Below are 24703 nucleotides of genomic sequence, written 5' to 3'. Positions count from 1 at the left end.
CGATCTTCAGGGCCATTCACCGCGGCGGTCAGGCCCACAACACGGACTCGGCACTTTTGAGCGGTCTGTCAGTGGACGGTCCATCGCAAGTGCCGGAATTGCGTCCGCTGTCTCGTGGGAACGCCTCGCTCTGCAATGCCTAGATCTGGACCTCCAACCGGCCGTCTTTCTCGCGCACCGGGAAGGTCCGCTGGAGGGGTTGGCGGTTGACCGTTTGGATTCCGGTGGCCAGCTCGTATTGCCAACCGTGCCAGGGGCAGGTCACGCAGGTCTTTCCCGCGTCGGTCTGGGACAGTTCTCCTTTGGCGACCGGGCCGCCTTGATGCGCGCACAACCCGTCAATTGCATACAGCGAATCGCCATCTCGGAAGATCGCGATGATGTGCTCGCCCACCACCACTTCGATCGCCTGGCCGTCGGAAAGCCGGTCGGCGCTGGCGACATCGATCCATGTGTTTTGGGAATCTGGTTCCATGGTTCCTGTGAATTTTGGGGCATCGGACGCAGATCGGTGCCCCACGCGCTTCGGTAGGTCCGGCCGACCGGGCGATACCAGTTTGGCTGCCGGGCGCCGGATCGCATCCCCAGCTATGTCCAGCCGGCCCCTGCGATACAATACCCGCAATGACTCAATCATGCGATCGCGACATGCCGGTCCAATCGAAACTGGAAAAGACGGAGTTTGAAAGTGAAGCGAATCATCCGCCCTATGGCCGCGTCCTGCGTCGTCACACTGTCCCTGATGCTCGGCGCTGCCGCCGGGCAAGACGGTGCGGCCGCCGAAACGTCGACCGAAACCAACCAAAATGACGGTGAACAATCACCGAAGGAACTGATGAAAGTCACCGAAATCGAAGGCATCTCAGAATACAAGCTGGAAAACGGCGTCCGCGTGCTGCTCTTTCCCGACGACAGCAAGGAGGTCGTGACAGTCAATATGACCGTCTTCGTCGGTTCCCGGCATGAAGGGTACGGCGAAGCCGGGATGGCACACCTGCTGGAGCACATGCTGTTCAAGGGGACCCCGGCTCACCCGGCGATCCCCAAGGACCTGACCGAGCGTGGGGCGAATTTTAACGGCACCACCTGGGTCGATCGCACCAATTACTACGAGACGCTGCCGGCCAGCGAAGAGAATCTGCGATTCGCCTTGGAACTGGAAGCCGACCGTTTGATGAACAGCTTCATCAAGGGCGAAGACCTGGAAAGCGAAATGACGGTTGTCCGCAATGAATTCGAACGCGGTGAAAACTCGCCCTTTCGCGTCTTGATGCAACGCATGCAATCGACGGCCTACGATTGGCACAACTACGGGCAATCGACCATCGGCAACCGCAGCGACATCGAACGTGTGCCGGTCGTCAGTCTGCGACGCTTTTATCGCAAGTATTATCGCCCCGACAACATCCTGTTGATCGTGGCCGGGAAATTCGACGAGTCATCGGCGATCGAAATGATCGGCGACACGTTCGGCGACCTCGTCGCCCCTGACACGCCGATCGACCCGACCTACACGACTGAACCGCCCCAGGATGGTGAACGAACCGTTGTGCTGCGGCGCGTCGGCGACGTTCAGTTGGCTGGTGCCACGTACCACGTCCCCTCCGGCAGCCACCCGGATTTTGCCGCCGTCAAAGCACTTGCGATCGTACTGGGGGATGAGCCCAGCGGCAGGCTTTACAAGAATCTTGTTGAAACCAAGATCGCCAGCAATGTCTATACGCTCGCCTACGCCTTTGCCGAACCCGGTTTGCTGATGGCGATCGCCGAGGTCCCCGAAGACCACTCCATCGAAACCGCTCGTGCCGAATTGATTGCGGTGCTGGAGGATTCGTTCGAAGAGAACCCGATCACCGAGCAGGAGGTCGAGCGCGCCAAGCAGCAAATCCTCAAGCAGCGTGAGCTGGAAGCCGCCAACACCGACAAGCTGGCCGTCTCGCTGAGCGAATGGGCGGCCCAAGGCGATTGGCGACTTTACTTCCTGTTCCGCGACGTCGTCGAAGAGCTGAATGCGGAAAAGGTACAGCAAGCCGCCCAGAAGTATCTGGTTCGGAACAATCGAACCGTCGGGTTGTTCATCCCCAGCGAAAATGCCCAACGCGTCGAAATCCCCGAGTCGCCTGATCTTCTGGCCAAGCTGAAAGACTACAAAGGACGCGACACCATTCAGGCCGGCGAACAGTTCGATCCGGATCCGATCAAAATCGAGGAGCGAACGCTGCGGGGCAAGCTCGACAACGGGATCGAGTACGCACTACTGCCGAAGCAAACGCGCGGCGGATCGGTGGCTTTGTATTTGACGCTTCGTTTCGGCACCGCGGAAACGATGATCGATCGCTTGGGTGCGGTCGAACTGTTGGGCATCCTGATGGCCCGTGGCACTGAGTCGCTGGACTACCAGGCCTTGCAAGATGAATTGACTCGGTTACGCGCCGAGATGCAGCTCTTCAGCACACCCGGCTTGTTGCAGCTTTCCCTGAAGACCAAACGCGAGTATTTGGGCGACGTGATTACCCTCGTCGGCGACGTGCTGCGACACCCGCGGCTGAGCGGCGATGAATTGGAGGTCATCAAGCGGCAGGTGGTCACCGGGCTGCAACAGAGCGCCAGCGAACCGACGGCGCTGGCCGCTCGCGCGGTCAAGCGGGAGCTTTCTCCCTATGGCAAAGATGACATTCGATACGTCCAGACCTTGGACGAAGAGATCGCGATGTACCAGTCGGTCACGATCGATGAGGTCAAGTCGCTGTACGACGAGCTGGTCGGCGGAAACATCGGCGAGCTTTCCATTGTCGGCGATTTCGACGCCGATGAAATGAAGTCGCAGATCGAAAAGATTCTCAGCGGCTGGGAATCGGATGTGCGCTACGTTCGCGTCGATCGACCGGCGAATTCCGACGCGGACGGATCGCTGGCAACGATCAGCACACCGGACAAAGCCAATGCGTTTTTCTACTCGTCGCTGCAGATGGACTTGGCCGATACCGACCCCGCCTACGCTCCGCTGGTGCTGGGGAATTTTATTCTTGGCGGCGGTGGGCTGAGCAGCCGCCTGGCCGACCGAGTCCGCCAGCAAGAAGGACTCTCGTACACCGTGCGGAGCGGATTGAGTGCCCGGGCCAAAGACGACCGCGTCGATTTGACGATCTATGCGATCACCAACCCGGAGAATAAAGACCGTTTGATGGAAGTGATGCGTGAAGAGATCGTGCGGCTGAGAGACGAAGGCGTGACCGAGGACGAATTGACCAAGGCAAAATCCGCGTACCTGCAGGCCGAACGCGTCCGACGCGCCAACGACGGGTCGCTGGCGAGTGAATTGATCCAGACCATGTTTTTGGATCGCACCATGAAGGCAGCGGCCGAGCACGACCAACGGATCGAATCGGCGAGTATTGAAAGCGTCAATGACGCGATCCGCCGCTACGTCGATTGGGATAAGCTGGTCAAGGCGGTCGCCGGCGATTTCGAATCCGAAGCGGCCGACCAAGAATCGCCGTAGCGGAAACTCGCGGGCGGCTTGCTGATGCTAGCCCGACGCATACGCAAGGGGCCACACGCGCCCCTTGCTTACGCGGCCTGTCCACGCAGTGCGAAATGCGAATGGACTCGTCGCCTCGTCCACTACCCGTAAACCGATCGGCAGCGAGCTTCCATCAGCGCAAAAAAAAGGCCGCCCTCTTCCATGAGGGGCGGCCCAGTTTTTTGTCATTTAGCAGACCGGTCCGGCACATCCATGGCCGAGATCCGGGCAACCGACTATCAATGACAAAGTTGGAAGTTACATTCCCTGTTGCAAATCCGGGGTTTGACTTGCCGGCGATTCCAATCGGTGCCGTCTTCCAGGAATCAACAGCCTCGCTACATCCGCCGAGGCTGCTCTGAAGCTGACGCGTCCTTCGTCAATTTCAGCTGATTGTTTTTGTGCCCCATTTTTCACCTGTCCCGGGCGAGCCGGTGTTCCTGCCAGGCTCTTGTGATGGGTCGGCTTACGTGACGCCGGGCGGTCCACCTGAGAGATCATCCAGGGGAATTGTTTTGATCGCACAAAGCGAAACCGGATTTCGCAAACGTGTTTGTCGACTCACGACAAAACGTCTCCCGTGCAAGAGTGAGAAGTCAAAAAGTTGCTGCGCCGTCGTGAACAACTTTTCCACAACCACAGCGGTGTGAGAAATGTGGCGATCTTCGATTCGAATGTCAACAACAAAGTTTGACGACTGTGCAGAGTAGTGAACGAGAGTTGTTGAAAGTCTCGCGAATTCCGCATCCAAACACATCGATTTTTTTTTGTGATTCGATCGTGCCGGTTCTCGATCGTTGCGACCGATCGGTGTCTGATCCGAGCGATCGGATTTTAGTGAACCCGGCCAACAAATCATTCGATCGACAGACACGGATTTAAATCCACAGACGCTTCTTTAAATCGACCGACATGGAAAACTTGGTTGGATCAGCTACCATTATCCGTACACCGGCACCGCTCACATCCGCTCGATGAACTTCATGTCTGACCCCGACGATGATTCGCTGTCCGATCCTGTGCCCTGGCAGTCATCGGCGGCTTTGGATGGTTCCGATGGCATTGCGAACCGTAGCGTGTATTGGCGCACCGACTATGTCCGCAAGATGCGTTCAGAATTGGGGCGCGATGTTTGTCGCAAACTCGCCATCTTTGAGTTGCCCGAGGGCTTTTTGCTATCGGTTGTCGTGCCCGTCTTCAATGAAAGCGGAACGGTCGCAGCGGTCGTGGATCGGCTTCGCGCGACCGGATTACCGCTGCAAATCATCTTGGTGGACGACGGCAGCAAAGATGGAACATTAGAAGCGATGTCGTCGCTGGAACAAGATCCCGATGTGATCGTGATCGCGCACGAAAAGAATCGCGGCAAGGGCGCCGCGATTCGCAGTGGGTTCGAGCGAGCGACCGGTGACATCGTGGTCATCCAGGACGCCGATCGCGAATACGACCCATCGGACTTTCGCGACCTGCTGCAACCGCTCGTTGCCGGCGAGGCCGACGTGGCGTATGGGACACGCTACGGTCACTATGATCGCCAGCTCTCGCCCTGGTGGCATCAAACGATCAACGCGTTCATCACGCTGTTGGCAAGCATCGCCATCGGGATTCGCTTGAGCGACGTCGAGACGTGTTACAAGATGGTCCCGCGGAAACACCTGCTGCGGATCATGCCCGATCTGCGGGAGAATCGCTTCGGGATCGAGATCGAACTGACGGCAAGGTTGGCGCGGTTGGGATTGCGGTTCACCGAGCGTCCGATCCGCTACCAGCACCGCTGGTACGACGAGGGCAAAAAAATCGGCTGGCGCGACGGCGTCGGGGCTCTGTGGTGCATCGTCAAGTATGGCGTGTTCCGCCGCTAGCTGGGCCCCGAAATCACGCGTTGACTTAGCGCGCGGTCGCCGTTTTGGCGGGATTGGGGCACGGGTTGCCCTGCGGACGATTTTTCTGGTTAAAATTGGGCTTTCTCCCCTCGGCCCCTCCGCCACCCAGTCCTACCGAACGGTCTCTCCATGCCTTCCTTCCTTGCGTCCAAGGTCGCCCCCTGTTGCGATCGTCTTGCCAAGTGCGTCAATGCCAGCCTGATCGGTTTCCTCCTTTTCGCAACGGCCCTTTTCACGACGGCCCTTTCCACACCGGCCGCGTCCGCCCAAGCCGATGATTGGCCCGGTTTTCATGGTCTGGGGATCGCCGGCGTGCTTCCCGATGCCCGGCTGCCCGAGGGCTGGGAAAAGCAAGCCTATCGCTGGACGTTTGATTTGAAGACGCGTGACGTCGGCTCGATGGCGATTCAAAACGGACGCGTTTATTTGCTCTCGATGTCACCGGCCAAACCATCGATCCGATTGATTTCGATCAACTTGGGATCGGGGAAAGTGAATTGGACGCGTGAGTTTCCGCATGCCAAGAACCATCTCCACAGCCGCAACACGCTCGCATCAAGCACCCCGGCGACCGACGGTCAACATGTCTACGTCGCACACAGCGATCGCCAGCACACATGGTTGAGGTGCCTGGATCATCAAGGCAACGAGATCTGGCAGCGGGATTTCGGCATGGCTCAAAGCCAACACGGATTTGGAGTTTCGCCAACGGTGCATGGAGAAACGGTCGTGCTGAATTTCTCGCAGCAAGCCGATCGGGTTGAAAATGGTCAACCGGGGACCAGCCGCATGATCGCGGTCCACCGATCGACCGGCGAGACGATTTGGCAGACCCCCGTCACGTCGACGCGGGTGTGTTACGGAACACCGGCGATCCGTGATGGCAAAGTGATTTGCGCCAATACAGGGGACGGCATCTACGCGTTATCGCTTGAAACCGGCAAGATGCTTTGGCGGTTGCCCGTGTTCAAAATGCGCTGCGTCAGTTCGCCGGTGGTCGCCGGCGATTTGGCGATCGGATCCAGCGGCAGTGGCGGCGGTGGCAATCACTTGGTTGCCGTTCGCATGCCCGCCAGCGAGACGGACACTCCGCAAGAGGTCTATCGGATCGAAAAAGCGGCGCCCTACGTGCCGACCTCCGTCGTGCATGACGGAATGCTCTTCACCATCGACGACAAGGGCATCGCTTCCTGCTATGACGTTGCCACGGGTAACCTCCGTTGGACCAGCCGCATCGGAGGCACCTACAGTGCCTCGCCGATCGTGTTGGGAGACAAGGTCTTGGTGATCAACCTGGATGGCGAAGCCACGGTGCTTCGAGCGGCGGGGAAGTTTGAAAAGCTGAGCGAAATCAATTTGGGCGGGCCGGTCGGCGCGACACCCGCCTACGCCAACGGGCGCTTGTTGCTGCGTGTCGGTACAGAGCTTCGCTGTCTGTAGCACCGCACGCCGCGTCGAAGCGCTGCGCAACCGGATGGCGTGATAACGTCAGCTTCGCCTCCATCGCTTCGCCGACGCCGATCGAATCGTGAATCGGCGTGTCGGCAAGCCGATAAATTTTTTTCATGCACCGGCCGTTTCTGCTAGTCTGGGCGGACCGCTTTTCTTCCCGCCGCCGTTCTCGCTTTCACTGTTCGCCCCACGGCGGACCGATCGCCCGAGTTCGACGCAGACGCTGCAGCTTTTCCCGGTGCATCTGATGAACGCCATCTCTTTGGTCCGCCGTCGTGGTCCGACGCAGATTTCGTCCCCCAACGATTCGCGGTGGCGACATCGGCGGGCGAGATGGCTGGCACTAGCGATCTGTTTGGTCGCGTTACCGGCTTGCTCCAAGGAAAAACTGAAGGAGCTGGCCGACACGGTTCAGAAGGAAGGGGAGAGTCTGGTCAAGGAGAGCAAGAAGATGACCGACGCCTTGGTCGAAACGGCCGAGGAACCGTTGGCGGAGACGGGCAAGATTCTCCTCAAGACGCCCGAGCCGTTGGAGATCGATCAAGCCGTCGTCAAGGTGCACGTCGTCGGAGACGGACGCAAGCATTCGTTGCAGATCACCAGCTATCCGCCCGGAGCCGAACGCACGCCCGCACCGGCTGTATTTTTGCACGCGACGACCGACGTGGAAACGGTCGCCCTGCTGGCAGGAAAGTCGCTGCCGTGCAACATGTTTGTCGAACCACGCGCCGGTGCGCCGATCGCACGCAACCCGATCGGCCATCCGGTCTCGGTCACCTTCGAATCGATGAACATGCAGGAGAAAACGATCACCGCAACGATCGACGCCTGCACGTTGATCGATTCGAACGATCAACCGCTGGCGATCGCCGGCGGCGAAATCCTGGCCGTCGTCGAGGGATTCTGACCGATGAGGACGAATCACACGCCGACGCAATCCATTCACGTCGTCACGTTCGCCAAAACGTCGAACTTGACCGCCCGCGGGATCCACCTTCTGGCGCAGGTCGCTACGTTTGCTCGACGACTCCTGGAGTCTGCTGTGGAAGACAATGCGGCAAGATTTGCCGGACTGGCGATCGCCCTGTTTGCGGTCACAGCGATGGCGAACCCGAACACCCAGGATCCCCACAAACCACTCAGCGCCCTCGGGACGATTTCGGGGGCCGAAAAACAGATCCAGGCGATGTACGCCAAATTTGCCGAGTGGGAAGCTTTGGTGATCAGCAGTGCCGAAGCGGTGAATGCAGGGCGACGGTTTCCACACCAACAACTCTCCAGAATCTATCCGGAAACTTCTCGAGGCATTTGGTACGCGGAACAGCTCGAAGCGATGGGCGAACCGGCCGGAAAAGACTTGAAACGCAAATTCACCCTGCTCCGCAAGGCGATGGGTAATTTTTCGACCCGGCTGCAAGAATTCCAACCTAAAGAACTCGCAACGCTGCGGAATGAAACCGAGAACCGCCGCAAGACGCTGGCACGAGCCGCGGAACTCGCAGGCGAAGGAAAGCTGGTCGAAGCCGAACGAACGATTCGGACGCTGCACCTGAAGCAACTCCAAAGCGTCTTTTACCTGCCCCACTCCCAGGCCAGGTCGTTTGAGAATGAAGTCAACGTGCCACACCTCGAACTGCTCAATCGGCTCAACCGGCAACGCCGCAAAGACTATCAGGCCGAAGCAAAGGTTAAGATTCAAGCGTACGTGGATGCCGTCGAAACGTTGAAAACGGAATCGAATCGCGTCGCAACGGAGTTGCAGCATTCCTCGACCGTGACAATCAAGGGTGGTCAGGCCGGTGATGCGGGCGACGCGATCGAGTACGTCATGGTGCTGTGGGGCAATGCATCCGCAGCGGTCGCGCGAAGTGTCGCCGTTGCGTGGGCGTTTAGCGATCGTGATGCAAACGCAACCGCCGAACCATTTCAACGAATCATCGCTCAACTGGAATCGATCGGCAATGAATCCGTCGCGAACGTCGTGACGAGCGCAGCACAGTCGACACCTAGAGATCAAGTCGCCGTGCTCTATCCGAAAGTCCTTCGCGCACTCGCACAACTGGACCGAAGGATGCTCGGAACGTTGGATCAAAACGTTATCACCGCTGCCGGGCAACTGGCGGCAAAGGCCCCGGACTTCGCCGAACAGGTCCAACGCTATTCCGATGCGACGGTCGAACCGACGCGATGGAGACGACGTTACGCGGCACAGCAAATCCGCAGTGTTGAACGTGATTTTCCTCAAGCGTCAAACCTGTTGAATCGCGAACTGGCCCCCGAATCGACCGGTCCACCGGGAATCTACGGGGCACACTCCTCGCGTCCCCGGATCTTGACCCCCGGATTGCTCTCTTACCCGGCCGATTGGATCGTTCGCGATGCCAAGACCGTGCTGGGGATGACGACGAGCGACGGGCCGACCCTGCGGCTTTCCCCAACTGCCGACGCGGCGATCGTTCCCCAAGACCCACGTCATTACACCAGTCTGACGGCGACATTTCCGATCGACGACTACCTGGCCGACCTCAAGGATTGTTTGTTACTCGATGACTCGCACGGGCCATTGGATTTATCTGCCGCGGACGCACTTTCATCGGCCGAACTCCAAGAGTTCCAGACCGTCGGTGGCCGGATCGCTGGACTGACACTCGAACCGTTCGTTTCACGCTTCGCGACGATGCCGGATCAAGCGTCCGCGTTGCTTCCACTGAATCGACTACCGAACATTGATGCACGGTCGGCCCCCGCCGAGCAGATGATCTGGCGGGTCGACCTGGAACCGCAATGGGTGGCCCACTCCATGTTCGTCGCGATCCGTCCGCCGGCGCAATGACATCGCCGATAGGACATCGCCTCTGAACGTAGGGGGGGCAGAATGACACGGGGCAGAATGATGGAAGACGCCGCCCCTTTTTTGACCACCCAATTTATTGACCACCCACGAAGGTGTCCCGACTATTTTTTCGCTCGTCGCCACTGCGGTTTGGCTTCGGGTTGTGCATCCAAATTGGCACGCAGCATCGCAACGGTTTCGGCCGCGCTCGCGGCGAGATTCTTGGTTTCCAAAGGATCAGTCTGGTAATCGTAAAGCTCGATTTCAGCGGTGTCGCGTGCATCCCCCGGTTTCTTCCATTCCACCATTCGATAACGCTCCGTGCGAATGGCCCTCCCGAGCCGACCGCCACGTGGATAGACGTGGGTGACAAAGTTGCGTGCCGGCGTGTTGGGATCGGCGACCACGCCGGCAAAACTTTGTCCGTCCAACCCGACCGGCATCGGCAAGCCGGCCAACTCGGTGACGGTCGGGTACAAATCGACGGTTTCGATCAGCGCCTCAGATGCAACGCCACGGCCGCCTTGAGGCGCGGCAACGATGATCGGAATGCGCGCGGCTTGTTCATAATTGGTATGCTTGCACCACATGCCGTGATCCCCCAGATGCCAACCGTGGTCGCCCCACAGCGCCACAATCGTCTTGTCGGCCAACTGCAAACGATCCAGCGCACCGAGCAGCTTTCCGATTTGCGCATCGGTGTAACTGGTCGCGGCGTAATACCCATGGATCAAATGCCGTGTGGTCGCTTCGTTGATTTCCCCCGTCGCCGGCATGTCGCTGTAATTTCGAAGTTCACCAAAGGACGTCCCTGCATAGCTGGGCGCATCCCGCGGCGCCGTGTTGACCGTCGGCATCGGCAACTTGCTCTCGTCATACAAGTCCCAATAACGTTTGGGTGCGACAAAGGGCAGGTGGGGTTTCAGGAATCCGACCGCCAAAAAGAAGGGCTGATCGGTTCGCTTCGTGTAGGTTTCTAATCGACGAACGGCTTCTTCAGCGATCAATCCGTCGGCGTAGGTGTCGTCGGGGACCTCTGCCGATTCGGTCGCCGGGCCGCGGACTTTTCCCTTCGCATCGGGCTTCCGCATCGCCAAGTTTTTTTCAAGGACATACGCGGAAGCTTTGGGACGCCATGACCGCGTGCTCCAGGAATCGACGTCATCGCGATTGCCGTGACCGGTGTGGTAGATTTTACCGAGTCCCTCGGCCAGGTAACCGTTGCGTTTGAAATGCTGGCTGAACGTGACGACGTCCGGCGCGGCGTCTCGAAAATGGGTCGGCAGGTCGTAAACACCGATCGTCGGTGGTCGCAAACCGGTCATCAACGCATTGCGGCTGGGCGCGCAGACCGCCTGGTTGCAATACGCCCTGTCGAAACGAACTCCTCGCGCAGCGAGGTCATCGATATTGGGAGTGACGGCAACCGGATCGCCATAACAGCCGATCGTCGGCTTCAAGTCATCGATACAAATCAACAGGACGTTCGGCGGTTTGGTATCCGACTGGGCCATCGCCCCGACCGTCGTAAGAGAAAGCAAACCGACGAGCAAGAATCGGCAGAACATCTTGAAGGCACCGATGGGGGTGGGGGGGAAGGAAGCCGGGGTCGAACTGGCGACGTGCATCGCCCTGCGTCAAGACTCAATCTAGCTGGATAGCGTTACGTTGTTGATGAAACATCGTCGATCGCTGTGCAGAAACAGCTACTTTCGCCAGAGGGTGGCCCCCCGGCGTTGCCCACGCCCTGGTGAGCGTCGCTCGCGTCAAAGTAACGCTGTCCAGCTGGAATCATCCATCAAGGGCCCACTATAATGCTGGAAGTCGGGACATTGGCCCAACCGTGATGATTCAATGGATTTTTTATGCGACGAAGTTGTTGTTTACTGCTCTGGGTGCTGACGGGGCTGGTTTGGTGCGGCGTTGCCCGATCGGCCGGCTCGGACGATCGGATCGTCTCGTTCAATCAAGAAGTCCGTCCGATATTGTCGGACACCTGTTTTTTCTGTCACGGACCGGACGAAGAGGACCGGCAAGCGGATGTGCGTCTGGACGTCGCGGGGCACGTTGATCTGGAGGAACTGGTCGCTCGGATCACCTCCGACGATCCGGATTTGCTGATGCCGCCGCCGGAATCCAACAAATCGCTTTCGCCGGATCAGATCACGACGTTGACCCGTTGGGTGAACCAGGGCGCGCGATACGAAAAGCATTGGTCGTTCACTCCGCCGGCTGAGGTCGCAGCGCCGACGATTCCCGGCGCCGAAGGATTGACCAGCGGCATCGACCGGTTTGTCGTCGCGGCCCTGCGAGAGCGTGGCATGACGTTTAACGAAGCCGCGGACGAACGGACGCTGATTCGCCGCGTCACGATGGACTTGACCGGTTTGCCGCCCACACGAGATCAGATCCGCGCGTTCCTGGATGACACGTCACCGCAAGCCTATGAGAATCTGGTGGACCGGTTGCTGGAATCGCCGCAGTATGGCGAACACATGGCGCGCTACTGGTTGGATCTGGTTCGTTTCGCCGACACCAACGGATTGCATCACGATCACTATCGCGAGATGACGCCCTATCGCGACTGGGTGATTCGCGCCTTCAACGACAACATGCCGATGGATGAATTCACCATCGCGCAAATCGCCGGGGATCTGTACGAACAACCGACGACGGACCAACTGATCGCTTCGGGTTTCAATCGATTGCACCTGATCATCGACCGCGGCACCGCGCTTCCCGAAGAGAGCTTTATGCGAAACGTGGTCGACCGTGTTTCCGCCGTCGGGACCGCCTTCCTTGGGTTGACGCTCGAATGCGCGGTGTGCCATGACCACAAGTACGATCCGATCACCCAGCGAGACTTTTACCAGTTCTACGCGTTTTTCAACAACTTTGACGGCGAACCGGAAACCGGCGGACGTCGCGGATTGGACTTCAAACGCGGGCTGCAGCCTCCTTATCTGGAACTGCCCAGCAAAGATCAGGAAGCAGAACTTGCCCGATTGAATCAACAGATTGCAGACGTCCGATCGAGCCTGAAACAACTGGATCAAGCCGCGAAGGCTGACGAGCAAGCATCCCAAAACGGCGATCTCCCAAACGGTGACCCCGAAAGTGAACGTGGCGATGTCGATCCCACCCGCAAGCAACTCGGCGAGGAATTGAATCACCTGCAAGCGGCGCGGGACCGGCTGATCGAATCGATTCCTGCCACGCTGATCATGAAGGAGCGCGCCGAAGTCCGTCCGGCACATATTCTGGTTCGCGGCAACTACGATCAGCCGGGCGAAATGGTCCAACGCGACACGCCCAGTTTTTTGCCACCGATGAAATCCGACCGGTCGATCAAGACACGAATGGACTTGGCACAGTGGTTGGTCGACCCGGACAATCCCTTGACGGCACGCGTGGCGGTCAATCGATTCTGGCAACAACTGTTTGGTGTCGGGATCGTCAAAACCTCCGAGGATTTCGGGGCACAGGGTGAACCACCCAGCCACCCCGCATTGCTGGATCATTTGACCAATCAATTCATCGAATCGGGTTGGGATGTCAAAGCGTTGTTGCGGCAAATCGTGCTTTCGCAAACCTATCGGCAATCCTCCGCTGCCACGCCGCAGCAGTACGTCGCCGATCCGCAGAACCGATGGCTGGCGCGCGGTTCGCGGTATCGCTACGACGCCGAAGTGATTCGCGATCAGGTGTTGGCCGTCAGCGGATTGCTGAACCCGACCCTGTACGGAAAGAGCGTCAAGCCGCCTCAACCCGAAGGGCTGTGGAAAATCGTGGCGATGCCCTATTCGTACCCACGCGTCTTTGAACCCGACCAGGGAGACAAGATTTATCGCCGTAGCGTCTACTCGTTCTGGAAACGCGGATTGCCGCCGCCCCAGATGACGATCTTTGACGCGCCGACGCGGGAGAGTTGTTCGGCGCGTCGTGAGCGGACCAACACGCCGTTGCAAGCGCTGGTCCTGATGAACGAACAGCAGTACTTCAACGCCGCGATGACGCTTGCGTCACAGTTGCTTCAGCAATCTGAAATGAGCGACCGACAGCGGATCGAACTGGCGTATGAATCGATCACGTCAAAGATCCCAAGCGATTCGGCGATGAATCGGATGCTCGACGCCCTTCAGCAATTCCAATCGGTCTACCGCGACAACCCGGAAGCTGCGTCAAAAATGGTCTCACTCAGTGGCCCGCAAAATGCCACGCATGACCAGTCCGAACCGGATCTGGCGGCGATGACGATGCTGGTTCACTCGCTGCTGAACCTTGATGCCACCAAAACCAGAGAATAAACATGGACTGGATTCGACCGACCGACGACCGACGTGGATTTTTGAAGGATTGTCTGCTGCGGCATTGCGGCATGGGGCTCGGCGCGAGCGCGCTCGCATCGGTGATCGCGCAATCACAATCCACGGCCGCACCGGCCCGTGGCAACGCAGGCGCACTGCCCGGCGACGGACTGCATTTTCCCGCCCGCGCCAAACGTGTGATCTTTCTGTTCATGGCCGGTGCGCCCAGCCAGATCGATTTGTTTGACGACAAACCGGATCTGCACAAACAGTTCGGCAAACCGCTTCCCCCCAGCGTCAGCAATGGTCAACGCGTGACCGCAATGACCAAAGGGAAAGCCCAAATCGTTGCCCCCTCGATGTTCTCGTTTGCTCCCCAAGGGCAAAGCGGGATCCAAATGAGCGAACTATTGCCACACCTTTCCAAAGTGGCCGACGACCTGTGCATCGTCAAAACACTGAACACCGATGCGATCAATCATGACCCGGCGAAAACTCTGTTCTGCACCGGGTCACAGATCCCCGGCAAGGCCAGTCTGGGCTCCTGGCTCAGCTACGGGCTTGGACGGATGAACGAGAACCTGCCCGATTTTGTCGTGATGAACTCCGCCTATTGGACCGGCGGCACCGGCAACGTCCAAGCGCTCTACAGCCGTCTGTGGGGATCGGGATTTTTGCCCTCCAAACACCAGGGCGTGTCGTTCCAACCCTCCGGTGACCCGGTGCTGTTTCTGTCCAATCCGCCGGGCGTGATCAAATCCAGCCGACGAGAGATGTTGGATCTGGTTTCTGAACTCAACGAGCAACACCTGGACGAAATCGGCGACCCGGAGATCAAAACAACCATCGCACAACAACAAATGGCGTTTCGGATGCAAACGTCGGTTCCAGAACTGACCGATTTGAGCGACGAACCGGAGCATGTTCTCGCCCAGTACGGCCCGGAAGTCCACAAGAGCGGTTCGTTTGCGCGGAACTGCCTGTTGGCGCGCCGGATGGTCGAACGCGGCGTGCGATTCGTCCAGTTGTTTCACCGAGGTTGGGACCACCACGTCGGATTGCCCAAGAAACTGCGCGGCCAAGCGTACGACGTGGACCAGCCGTCGGCCGGACTGATCGCGGATCTGAAACAACGCGGTCTGCTGGATGACACGCTGATCGTGTTTGGAGGCGAATTCGGACGAACGACCTTCTGTCAAGGAAAACTGACGCCGACCGAATACGGCCGCGACCACCACCCGCGTTGCTTCAGTGTTTGGATGGCCGGGGGCGGAATCAAAGGCGGCATGACGTACGGCCAGACCGATGAGTTCAGTTACAACATCGTCGAAAACCCCGTCCACGTTCGCGACTTTAATGCCACGATCCTGCACCAGTTGGGCATCGACCACAAACGGCTGACGTTCCCGTTTCGCGGGCTGGACCAGCGATTGACGGGGGTCGAAGAGGCACATGTGGTGCGGCAGATCTTGGCGTAGTGGGAGCGGCAGAATCATTCGGGGCAGAATGATCGGGGAAGTGCTTGTTTTTGCCCCCATCGTTTTGCCCCCATCGTTTGACGCGATTTTTCGCTTTTTCAGAATTCACCGACAACAATTCTTGCGACCGGACGATTACGCCGATGTCCTTCTGTCGTCTCTCATTGCACCGATGATCGCTTCACAAGGCATCCCCATTGATTCACCGTCTGTAATCTCGTTCTTTCCAACCAACCTTTCCGACGATGGCTGATCTGCGCATCCCCGGGCCCGTGGGCACGGATGTTTCGACACTGCCGAATGATGCTGGGACCAACCAGTGTCGGTTGACGCCCACGCCGGGTTCCGTTGGGCGTGAGGGCGGTGTGGAGTCGATGTCGTTGGATGACCGGTTCGTCAAAGTGTTGCATTTGACGGGGCCGAAATTGCCGGCGGAGATCCAGGAGGAGTTCGAAGCCATGCTGTCGCCGGCCAGCATCGCGATCATCGTTGGCGTGTTGGTGGTTTGGGCCGGTTCGCACTACTTCGGCGTGGGGTTCATCGCCGATGCGTTGTTGTTGGTCGTGGGGTTGGGCTTCTTAGGCTGGCAGGTCTGGTCGGTCGGCAACGATTTTGTGTCCTTCGTCGAACTGACCTATTCGGCGCGCAGCGAAGCCGATCTGGAAAAGGCCTCCAAGCATCTGGCTAACTTTCTGGCCGTGGTCGGCGTGGCCGCATTCATGGCTCTGATCGCCAAAGGCGCCAAGCGTTACGGCCCGAAGATCAAGAACATGCGTGGGATCATCAAGGCGGCCGGTGCGGCTGACGCAGGCATGCCGCCGAACCACTTCCGAGCGTTTCTGCGGGCCGCGGCGAACCCCAATCGTCCCCGAATCATTCTTGTCCGGCAGACCAATCCGAAATCGGTTCGCTGGATTCAGAAAGGTTTTCCAGCGAAACCGAAAGAGATCAAATTCAAAACCAGCAAACAAACCGGCATCGTAACTTGCAAAGACATTTCCGAAGTCGGCAAAGCGCAGAAAACGATCCGTTCGGGCAGCAACAAACAATACTTTGTCGTCGACCGGAACCGTCGTACGGCGACCAACGGCAAGGGGGAAACGATCGACGTCAGCAACGCCGATTGGCCGGTGGAACCCGGTCAGGTCGTCGATCCGCTGTCACAGAAACCGCTGGTCGGCGACTACGACTTGATGGGCGTCATCGACCCCAATGCCAAAGGACGGAACATTGCCCTGGCGGTCGACAATACGGCCAACGCCCGGGCCGGAAAGCCGGCGGGAACACTGACCGATGACTTCACCAACACCGACATCAAAAAAGTCGCCGCGGACATCAATAAGCAACTCGACCAGGACCGAGTCTTGCACGGTTCACAAGAAGCCTTTGACAGCCTAGACAATCTGGCGGCCGACGAATTGGTCGTCGGTTTCTTTCCCGACGGTCAAGCGATGTCGTTCAACCGCGAAGGGCTGAAGACGTTCTACCAATCGATCGGACGTTCAACCTTGGACTTGAAGAAGTTCATGGAGTGAGTACCGCTGCAGGTCAAACGGGCTGCCGTTCCAGGTGCCCTCGTACTTGCCACGCAAGCAGGCTTCCCAGCGCGAACGCATATCAAGCTGCTGAAGCAACTCCGGCGTCGGAGCCCCACTCGTTTCGATCCCCTGGTGATACCGCGTCCCGGAGGCGAATTGCCCGCAATGGCGATCCCATTCCTGTTGAGCTCGCTGAACATCGGGAAGCATGAAATCGTCGTCCTGTAGTGTCGCGACATCCTCCGAACCGAACTCCCAACCGGTGATCCGCGAAAACGCGGAGCCGGCCACAACGACAACCGCCAGGTCATCGCTCCGCATGGCATCGAATAAATCGGGCAGGACGGCGGGGTGCCCGTATGATGCGAGCCATTCAAAACGCCCCGGGCCTAAATCCGAATGACCAATCAAACTGCGAATCAAGTCGAGATCGATTGGCAATCCCAGGATGGAAAGCATCTCGAGCGCATCCCATTGATCAGGACTGGGGTCACACGCGCATTCGCGACAGAAGTCCAAGAGCCAAGCTTCGCGGCACCACGCGGCGGCGTGGATCGCGGCCCGACGGACGTGCGGGTCGTTGTCGCGGACACCTTCCTGAAACGATTGGCCGAAGCCACCTCGCTGTCCACTCGATGGGGCGGATTCACCGATCGTGACCAGGAACTCGGTTTGCCCGGCCACGATCCGGTCGCCAGTACGCACCACGGTGGTCGACTTCTTGACACCGTTGACCGCTGTGCCTGTTCCGCTACCAAGGTCCGTCAGCTGCCAACCCGATCGTCCATCGGCGAGCGAGAAATGAGTCGCCGAAAGCTTCGGGTCTGCGATCGCAAAATCAGAGTTTTCGGTTCGGCCGACGGTGACGCTTTGGCCGGGACGCAGAATCGATTTTCGGCCGCGACCGAATTCCGAGACGACTTCAATCACGGCGCCGGTTTTGGGCCGATGTGCCGAGGGACCGGAACCGTCGTACGCCGCGCGTTCGTCTGCGGCATCTACCCGTGTGGGGTTCGTCGGGCTGATCACATCGGTTTGTCGCAGAACCTGTCCGACGGAGTTGGAGAGATGGGGCTTCGATGGATTGGAGGCAACGACTGGGGATTTGTGCCGCGGCGGCGGTTCCGCCGGAAGATCGTTTTGGGGCGCCGGGAAATCGGTGGTCCGCGACGTGCCCGAAGCCGGCTGTAAGATGAAGACACGAAAAACCGTTGAACCGGCTTTTATCTTGATTCCATCGGTGATGGGTTGGCGTGAGATCTTCTGGCCGTCGACGAGCGTGCCGTTGGTGCTGTTCAAGTCCGTCACGGTGCAACCGTCGAACTGCACCGACACTTCGAAGTGACGCGCCGACATCGTCGGGTCATCGGGATGCATCCAATCGGACGCTTCGCCTCGACCGACCACCAACACGGCGGGAGCGCGAAGCGATCGTTTACGGGCGAAGCCGGCACCCTCCACGATTTCGAGAACGATTTTCATCGGTGCGCCTCGCCGAGTCGAGATGGTTCTGAGCCCGTGGCGGATTTATTATGCATTGGGGGACCTACTGATGGTATTCCACGCGCGCTCTCGAACGCGTGGATCGTCGTGCCCCAAAAACTCCAGTAACCTGTTCGGCGTCAGCGATTTCTGATGAGTGGCCAAGATAAGCCCGATCGCTGAGGCAACATCGGCATCGGCGTTCTGATAGATTTCCTTGAGCGGAATCTGGACAGAGTCGATACAACAATGGCAAAACGCTTCGATTACTGCATCTAAATTGCATTGTTCCAATTGGTTGAAGATCCGTTCGAAAGCGCCGAGTTGTGCGAGACACCAGGCCGCTGCGAAGGCGATGGACTTGTCTTCCTCGCCCAATCGCGGCGCGGCCACCTCGAAGCACTGATCACCTGCGACCAAAAGTCCATCCAGATGTGCGGCGATTCGATGATCCAGTTCTTGGACGTCTTGTTCGCGATAGTCGGGCGAACTGATGGCGTCGGCCCGTTGCGACCACAGGAAACCGATTTCGTCCAGGTGCTCGAGTAAGATTTCAACCACGGCGGCCACGTGCAATTACTCTCAAGTGAAGAGTCAATACTTTTGGGTTCGCGCCGACGCGTCGCCACGCCTGCAACCACGACCGTCAGCAGCTGGATGCGGGGCCGGATTCCAGCTGATTGCACCGATATTCTTCGGTGGGCAAACGACCACAGCCGAGCGTTTTGATTTGACTCGGTCCCCGGGCACGGACTTCCATCAGCGGAAATTGGGGGTCATCGATCGCCAACTCGATCGCCGCCGTGGCCCGTTCGCGCTGCCGACCCAAGACCAGGATTTTCCGCTGCCAATCGGGGTCGGACACGTCCCATCCTAGCAGATAGCGGACTCCGGCAGCGAACCGGTCATGGTGCGTCTGCCACCACGCCGCGATATCTTCTGGGCTCGGCCAGGGCAAGTTTTCGTCGGCATCAAGTTCCACATCGTCGTTGTCCGGGTCATCATCTGGGCCGGCAACAAAACCCGTGGGCCATTCGCCTTCCAGCGGCCGCTGGTCCAGTCGCAGTCCGGTGATCCGCGAAAAGGATTCGCCCGCGACCCTGGCATGCTGAGGAATCTTCATCATCTCCAGCAGCCACGGGATGCCATCCACGATCCCCAAATGACCCGACAGAACCGTTGCCAATCGCAGCTGTGCGTCACCGCCTTGGGCGAGCTGATTGATCAACCGACTTGCCTGATCGATCGACATCACACTGGTCAACAACCGCCCCGCATCGCCGGAAAAACTTGATTCGGACAACGCAAATTCGGTCATCGCGCCGACCGCTGCCGGATCCCCCCGGCGCAAGGCGAGCGACCACGCGGCATGAAAACGTACGGCGTCGTCTTCATGCGCCACCAATCCGCCCAATCGGTCCAACAAGTCGGTTCCTCCCAGCGTCCCCACACACCGGGCGGCGCGGGCCACAACGGTTTCGTCGTCATCGCTAATCCAATCGACCAGCCGATCACCGGGATCGACGCGGTGCAGATCATAGGCCGCGACACCGACATATCTCCAAAAACCGTCATCGCGTTGCAAACACTGATCCGCCAGCGGCAGGCAGCGTTCCCACGGCACCCAAGCCAGCGCCGAAATCAGTGCCCGCCGTAGTTCGCCGGAACCATCAACGGACTGAAACGCAACTTGCTGCTTCTCAGCGTCCCCCGCCTCGATTGCCAATGCGGCAACCACGAAGACCTCTCCCGGTTCCTGCCATTTCAATTCCTCGACCGCCAAATCCCATCCAGCCGCCCCGGCCAGAATCAATCCTTCCAGATGCGCCTCCAACCGACCATCAAGTTCGGTTAGGTCCCGCAGCGAGTAGTGCGGTTCCCCAACCGCAGCATCGCGCCGCAGCCAAGTCGCCGACGCGCCGGCAGCATGTTGGTCGAGGATGAAATTCATGGGGCATCGTAGTGAAAAGGTTCAATGCACACTCGATCGTAGCCGCTATCGAGATTTTGGCACTTCCATGGAAAACCAGATCCATCGGACGCTCTGGTTGCCGAAGCATCTCAAGGCCCGCGGCTAGCGCCGTCGGCTCACTAAGCCCGTGCCTTTCAACATGGATGTGAAGGAGCGTCCAAATCGCTTCGCATCTATTTTGGAATTCGATGTCCAAAGAAGTACCGCACGCCGTGTTCAAATTTGTCCGCCTCCCCGCTCTCAAAAAACGTTTCCAGAACTGAACTCGCCATAAGTGGCTGAAATTTCCGGTCCAGAAAAAAACCGGAGCAATCGATCCCCGTGGATGAATCGAATCTGTGCCGGAGAACCAGGAACATGGCACTCAACGATGCAAAATCAATCTCTGACCTCAATAGTGAAGCCATGTATTCCGCGAGTTTAACTACACCGAACGGGTTGCCGAGAAGAACCGGCGAGTCAGACGCGGCGCATCGACTCTTCAGTTCGACCATGGAATTGTTTACTAACGCAACATACTTCTTCGTAAACCCTTCAGACAATACACTTTCAGTCGCGATCTCTTCCGTCGTGCTCCCATCAGAGTCGTCATGAAACAATCGCATTTCCGTAATCGGACCTTCCCATTCTTCGAGCAGGATCCCGAGCCGCAAACTTATCGTTTCCCTGTCGCGAAAAGCTTTCGCAAAGGCCCAACGTTCCAACATTGCAGGAATTAACGACAGACAACCTGCACTGACCGCAGCTGCACACGCTTCGACAGATAAGTACTCGTTGCCGTGCAAGATAGATTCACGCAAGAATTTCAGTTGCGCATCGGTCCCGGCAGATCCAATCAGTTCAAGTGCAATGTTTGTCGCAACGGTATTTTTGGATTCGACGATCACTTTCTCTAGATGTGATAGTTCGCTGAAGTCACCTCGCTTGGCCCTTGCAAGGCTTTTCAGAAGAACCCTCCAGGGATCGTCCATTGCAAAGTCTCGGATCTCAGGATCCTGACCGCCGGCAAAATGGTAGTCGAGCCCTCCCCAGGAGAACGTCCCCTTAGAAATGAAGTCGGGGACTCGGCGATCGGTCTTGCCGGCCATCATTGATTACCCTCGCAATTTCGCGGCAATGTTGCCTTGTACTTCACCCAACGCATCCTCCGACACCTTGCAATCGGGGTCGGTAACGGGCTGGACGTTGTTCGGATTCGTTGGACAACCGCCCGCCGAAACGGGAACTTTGTGGGCGAATTGTGTTCCGGGCGGGTGTTTCGCAACCAGTTCTTTTTTTAGTTCACTGTCATCCCACTGCATTCGACTTGCAGTGGTTTCGTTCGGGATCTTAAAGCCTTCGGGTGTCCGTGGCTTCTTCTTGGTTGGTGCTTTCGTTGGATAGTATCTCTTGCACTGTTCGGGGGTGCTTTCATCAGGCAGGAATTTACATTTTGCATTTTTGGCTTCGGCATCAGCCAAGATCTGTTTGTGTTTCTTGCTTGTTGCATGTGAATAGTATTCCTCGTGACTCATCGACGTCGACTCGTTTCCCGCCCTCATATTGGCGAGATCTTCCTTTTGAGCGGAGCAATGCGGGTCCTGTCCGCAGCAAGGGCACTTGTCGTCCATGATCCGAGCCTGGGCCATCGAATCCAGATTGGCCATGATCATCGAGTTGCCGATTTTGCACATGTGGTTCGACGTGGTCAGATCGATGTGCCGATCCACGTTCTTGCCTTCAAACTTGACGTCCATCGACCACGCGGTGAAGTAGGTCTTTCCGGTGATCACGTGGGTGATCACGCCGGCACCGAGGCCTTTCGTCGCCGCTTCGTCACCCAGCGGTGAGGTCTTGTAGAAAGATTTGTCTTTCAGCATCACCTCCTTACCACTGATCTTGACGGTCTTGCTGCCGTTCTTCATGTCCTTCGAGAACGACGTGTCCGGATAGGGGATCGGGATCGGGCCGGCCGGAGGTGACGGGGGACTCAGGCACACGTCGGGGAAAGCCGCGATGACTTTTCCATCACCCGCCTTACATGCGATTTCGTTTCCGTTGGCGAAAACGTCGTTGGACATGGATCGATCCCCTCCCTATCTATGCTGCAATGTAATCTTGTTCGGCGGACCCAACGCTTTGGACGATCGCCACCGCTCGGTCGCCGCTGACGGAGCTGGCGAATTGTGCGGAGTAAGGACCGGGGGCGTACCGTTTTTTGAATGCGTAGTAGCTCCAGATCAACTGGCAGATTGCCGCCGCCGCTCCGGTATCTCCGATCGTGTCCGAACAGTGCCAAAGAGGCAAGGATTCGCGCACCTGAAACATCACCCGTTGCAATGCCAGCTCCTGCTCTTTGAATCCGTAACTTTCGCCGGTGACATCCGCGATACGAAAGTCGACTTCGTGCATTTCGATCTTGGCATCGGCCAAAGCCGCCCTCGCCGCATCGGCCAACCCGATTCCCAGCAACGGCTCTTGGGAGAGTACATTCACTTGTTCTTGACCAAACCCCAGACCTCTGACGTGAACGTTCATGTCGGCATCATGCGCCGATCGTTGGACCAAGACAGCGGCGGCGGCTTCCCCTGGAATCGCCCCATCCGAATTTTCCAGCGTTTTCAATCGCCAAGATTGATTGAGCCAATGGAGCGTCCGCGCATTAACGAGTGAATCGACGCCGCACACCAAACAGTGCTCGCTGCCGGCCTGGAACAGTCGGCGAGCGATTTGAAGTGCACGGAACCCGGCGGTGTGCCCGGTAGCGACGCATTGAGAATGCTCGCGGCTGAATCTGACGCCCAGCCGTTTTTCGACCTCGGCGATCATTTGATTGCCGTCGCCAGCGAGTGGCGCCGGTGCGGTCGGTTCAGCAAGACAAACGATCAACGGAACCGAGCCCCAGCTCATTCCAGCCGTCTTTGCCATGCAATCGGACAGCGACTGGCAAAGCAGTTCCGCCAGTCTTTGTTCGTGCCTGAGTCCAAATTCCAAGTCGGGCACAAACCCGCCAATGATGGGTTCACCCGAATTATCGACAAAGGGTAATTCCTGAAACCCGTCGACTCCCGCACGCATGGCGGCACAACTTGATTCCGCATTCGGGCCGACCGCACATACCATCCCGGTTTCAGTGACGTACATTGCGGTTCTGCTTCAACCTCCCTGTCCGTGTTTTGCAGCAATCATTTCGCTCAGCGAGCCGTACGATTGTTTGCCGGACGTCCGAACCTTGGGCTGTGGTCCCACGAACACTTCCCGCAATGCATGCAGTCGGGGACCGATCGGAATGACCGCTCGGGACACGACGATGCAGCGTCGCAGATCCGGTTCGATGATCGCTGTGTCTTGAACACAGGTCGCATGCTCGACGCGGTCACGAAAGACACACGTGACGGGCAGGTGCAGTTGCGGTATCGCAAACTCCAGTCTGCCGCTGGGAGTCAGTCCGGTGCACTGAACCCACTCGCCCCCGCGAAAGTGGTCGAACTGCTGGTCTTCGGGAGCCGATTGAAAGTACTGGTCGTCAAAGTCGGACGGCAAAAACGGTCGTTGATTCCTCAGCCACGACTCGTCGTACGTTCCCGCGTACCGGACCCGCGGTTGCCAGCCACGCCCGAGAATTCCGAATCCTGCCGGAGAAGGCGTATCGGTGAACGAGGCGATCCGATTACCGGGCAGCTCAATATTTGGCAGTGCGGATCCGCGTGCCGCTTTAGGGTCCCTGTTCTTGTGATATCCGATGCCGACCAAATTGCGCAGCTCCGACCCCTGGTGCATTTGATGGTCGTGCGTGTGGTCTGATCCGCCGAAGGATCGTTCGTAGATGATCGGCATACTCTCGAATGGTTTCGGCTTCGATGGCTTGGGGCCCAAGACGCCATCTTGCCAAATACGGTCACCGATCACGACAAGTTTCTTTTCGGTGCCATTGACCGTCACAGAAACCTCCATCTCCGACACGGGCGCGCCGCCGGGGGCATAAGCCGTCGCATTCAGGATGATGTCCGATTTCGGCTTAAACCGCGCGAAATCGCATTCGTACTTGATGCTCGTTTCTCCCGGATCGCCGTAGTGCTCGTCGGCATACACCAAGCCGACCTGCTGCTCGGCAAGTGTCACGGCTTGGTGGGCGTCGTCAGGAATATCAAACGTCCCTTTCACGACGATCACGCAGTAGTCCTTTCCCACCTTGTCCGTGGCGACAGTGAGTCCTGCCTGCATTCCCGTGGTGTTTGAGGAGATCTGCATGAGGG

General features: G+C 58.2%; 17 protein-coding genes. 8 read left to right on the top strand and 9 right to left on the bottom strand.

Features of this window, described 5'->3' with window-relative positions:
* Positions 1 to 139: 139 nt before the first annotated feature.
* A complete protein-coding gene (locus Mal15_RS12120) occupies positions 140 to 475 on the bottom strand; it encodes a Rieske (2Fe-2S) protein (RefSeq protein WP_147868000.1) in 336 nt (111 codons plus the stop codon).
* Positions 476 to 688: 213 nt separating this feature from the next.
* Here Mal15_RS12120 and Mal15_RS12115 point away from each other — a divergent pair, with 213 nt between their 5' ends.
* The 5 genes from Mal15_RS12115 to Mal15_RS12095 all read left to right on the top strand — a co-directional run bounded on the left by Mal15_RS12115 (position 689) and on the right by Mal15_RS12095 (position 9691).
* Positions 689 to 3502, top strand: a complete 2814-nt coding sequence (locus tag Mal15_RS12115; RefSeq protein ID WP_233903418.1) for a M16 family metallopeptidase — start codon at positions 689 to 691, stop codon at positions 3500 to 3502.
* 1004 nt (positions 3503 to 4506) lie between these two features.
* Complete coding sequence (locus Mal15_RS12110; RefSeq protein ID WP_233903417.1) at positions 4507 to 5385, top strand: glycosyltransferase family 2 protein; 879 nt, start codon at positions 4507 to 4509, stop codon at positions 5383 to 5385.
* A gap of 150 nt (positions 5386 to 5535) precedes the next feature.
* Complete coding sequence (locus Mal15_RS12105) at positions 5536 to 6846, top strand: PQQ-binding-like beta-propeller repeat protein (RefSeq protein ID WP_147867998.1); 1311 nt, start codon at positions 5536 to 5538, stop codon at positions 6844 to 6846.
* Between the two features lie 259 nt (positions 6847 to 7105).
* Positions 7106 to 7765, top strand: coding sequence for a hypothetical protein (locus Mal15_RS12100; RefSeq protein ID WP_147867997.1), 660 nt, complete (start codon positions 7106 to 7108; stop codon positions 7763 to 7765).
* Between the two features lie 3 nt (positions 7766 to 7768).
* Complete coding sequence (locus Mal15_RS12095) at positions 7769 to 9691, top strand: hypothetical protein (protein WP_147867996.1); 1923 nt, start codon at positions 7769 to 7771, stop codon at positions 9689 to 9691.
* A 122-nt stretch (positions 9692 to 9813) separates the two neighbouring features.
* Here the strand turns inward: Mal15_RS12095 and Mal15_RS12090 are convergent, their stop codons facing one another.
* Positions 9814 to 11259 carry a sulfatase gene (locus Mal15_RS12090; protein WP_199773853.1) on the bottom strand — a complete coding sequence of 482 codons (1446 nt, stop codon included), beginning with the start codon at positions 11257 to 11259 and terminating at the stop codon, positions 9814 to 9816.
* A 297-nt stretch (positions 11260 to 11556) separates the two neighbouring features.
* On the opposite strand from Mal15_RS12090, the gene Mal15_RS12085 reads away from it, so the two are divergent.
* The 3 genes from Mal15_RS12085 (at position 11557) to Mal15_RS12075 (ending at position 17011) form a co-directional block, all read left to right on the top strand.
* Positions 11557 to 13998, top strand: a complete 2442-nt coding sequence (locus Mal15_RS12085; protein WP_147867995.1) for a PSD1 and planctomycete cytochrome C domain-containing protein — start codon at positions 11557 to 11559, stop codon at positions 13996 to 13998.
* A gap of 2 nt (positions 13999 to 14000) precedes the next feature.
* Positions 14001 to 15476: a DUF1501 domain-containing protein gene (locus Mal15_RS12080; RefSeq protein WP_147867994.1), complete on the top strand. Its 1476-nt coding sequence runs from the start codon at positions 14001 to 14003 to the stop codon at positions 15474 to 15476.
* Positions 15477 to 15721: 245 nt separating this feature from the next.
* Complete coding sequence (locus Mal15_RS12075) at positions 15722 to 17011, top strand: hypothetical protein (protein WP_147867993.1); 1290 nt, start codon at positions 15722 to 15724, stop codon at positions 17009 to 17011.
* Here Mal15_RS12075 and Mal15_RS12070 read toward each other — a convergent pair.
* From Mal15_RS12070 to Mal15_RS12040, 7 genes are all read right to left on the bottom strand, one after another.
* Entirely contained in the window at positions 16979 to 18496 is a 1518-nt protein-coding gene (locus Mal15_RS12070; protein ID WP_147867992.1) for an FHA domain-containing protein, read from the bottom strand. The genes Mal15_RS12075 and Mal15_RS12070 overlap by 33 nt on opposite strands.
* Before the next feature lie 48 nt (positions 18497 to 18544).
* Positions 18545 to 19066: a hypothetical protein gene (locus Mal15_RS12065; RefSeq protein ID WP_147867991.1), complete on the bottom strand. Its 522-nt coding sequence runs from the start codon at positions 19064 to 19066 to the stop codon at positions 18545 to 18547.
* Between the two features lie 76 nt (positions 19067 to 19142).
* Positions 19143 to 20447, bottom strand: coding sequence for a TIGR02270 family protein (locus Mal15_RS12060; RefSeq protein ID WP_147867990.1), 1305 nt, complete (start codon positions 20445 to 20447; stop codon positions 19143 to 19145).
* A gap of 194 nt (positions 20448 to 20641) precedes the next feature.
* Positions 20642 to 21556 carry a hypothetical protein gene (locus tag Mal15_RS12055; protein WP_147867989.1) on the bottom strand — a complete coding sequence of 305 codons (915 nt, stop codon included), beginning with the start codon at positions 21554 to 21556 and terminating at the stop codon, positions 20642 to 20644.
* Between the two features lie 6 nt (positions 21557 to 21562).
* Positions 21563 to 22528 carry a DUF4150 domain-containing protein gene (locus Mal15_RS12050; RefSeq protein ID WP_147867988.1) on the bottom strand — a complete coding sequence of 322 codons (966 nt, stop codon included), beginning with the start codon at positions 22526 to 22528 and terminating at the stop codon, positions 21563 to 21565.
* A 19-nt stretch (positions 22529 to 22547) separates the two neighbouring features.
* Positions 22548 to 23591: a 3-oxoacyl-ACP synthase gene (locus tag Mal15_RS12045; RefSeq protein ID WP_147867987.1), complete on the bottom strand. Its 1044-nt coding sequence runs from the start codon at positions 23589 to 23591 to the stop codon at positions 22548 to 22550.
* 12 nt (positions 23592 to 23603) lie between these two features.
* On the bottom strand, positions 23604 to 24698 hold the full coding sequence (locus Mal15_RS12040) for a DUF2169 family type VI secretion system accessory protein (protein WP_147867986.1): 1095 nt from the start codon (positions 24696 to 24698) through the stop codon (positions 23604 to 23606).
* Between the last annotated feature and the right edge of the window lie 5 nt (positions 24699 to 24703).

It is taken from the genome of Stieleria maiorica (assembly GCF_008035925.1).
Classification (GTDB): domain Bacteria; phylum Planctomycetota; class Planctomycetia; order Pirellulales; family Pirellulaceae; genus Stieleria; species Stieleria maiorica.
The sequence above is the reverse complement of the archived record's forward strand: the minus strand, read 5'-3'. Positions and strand labels throughout refer to the sequence as shown.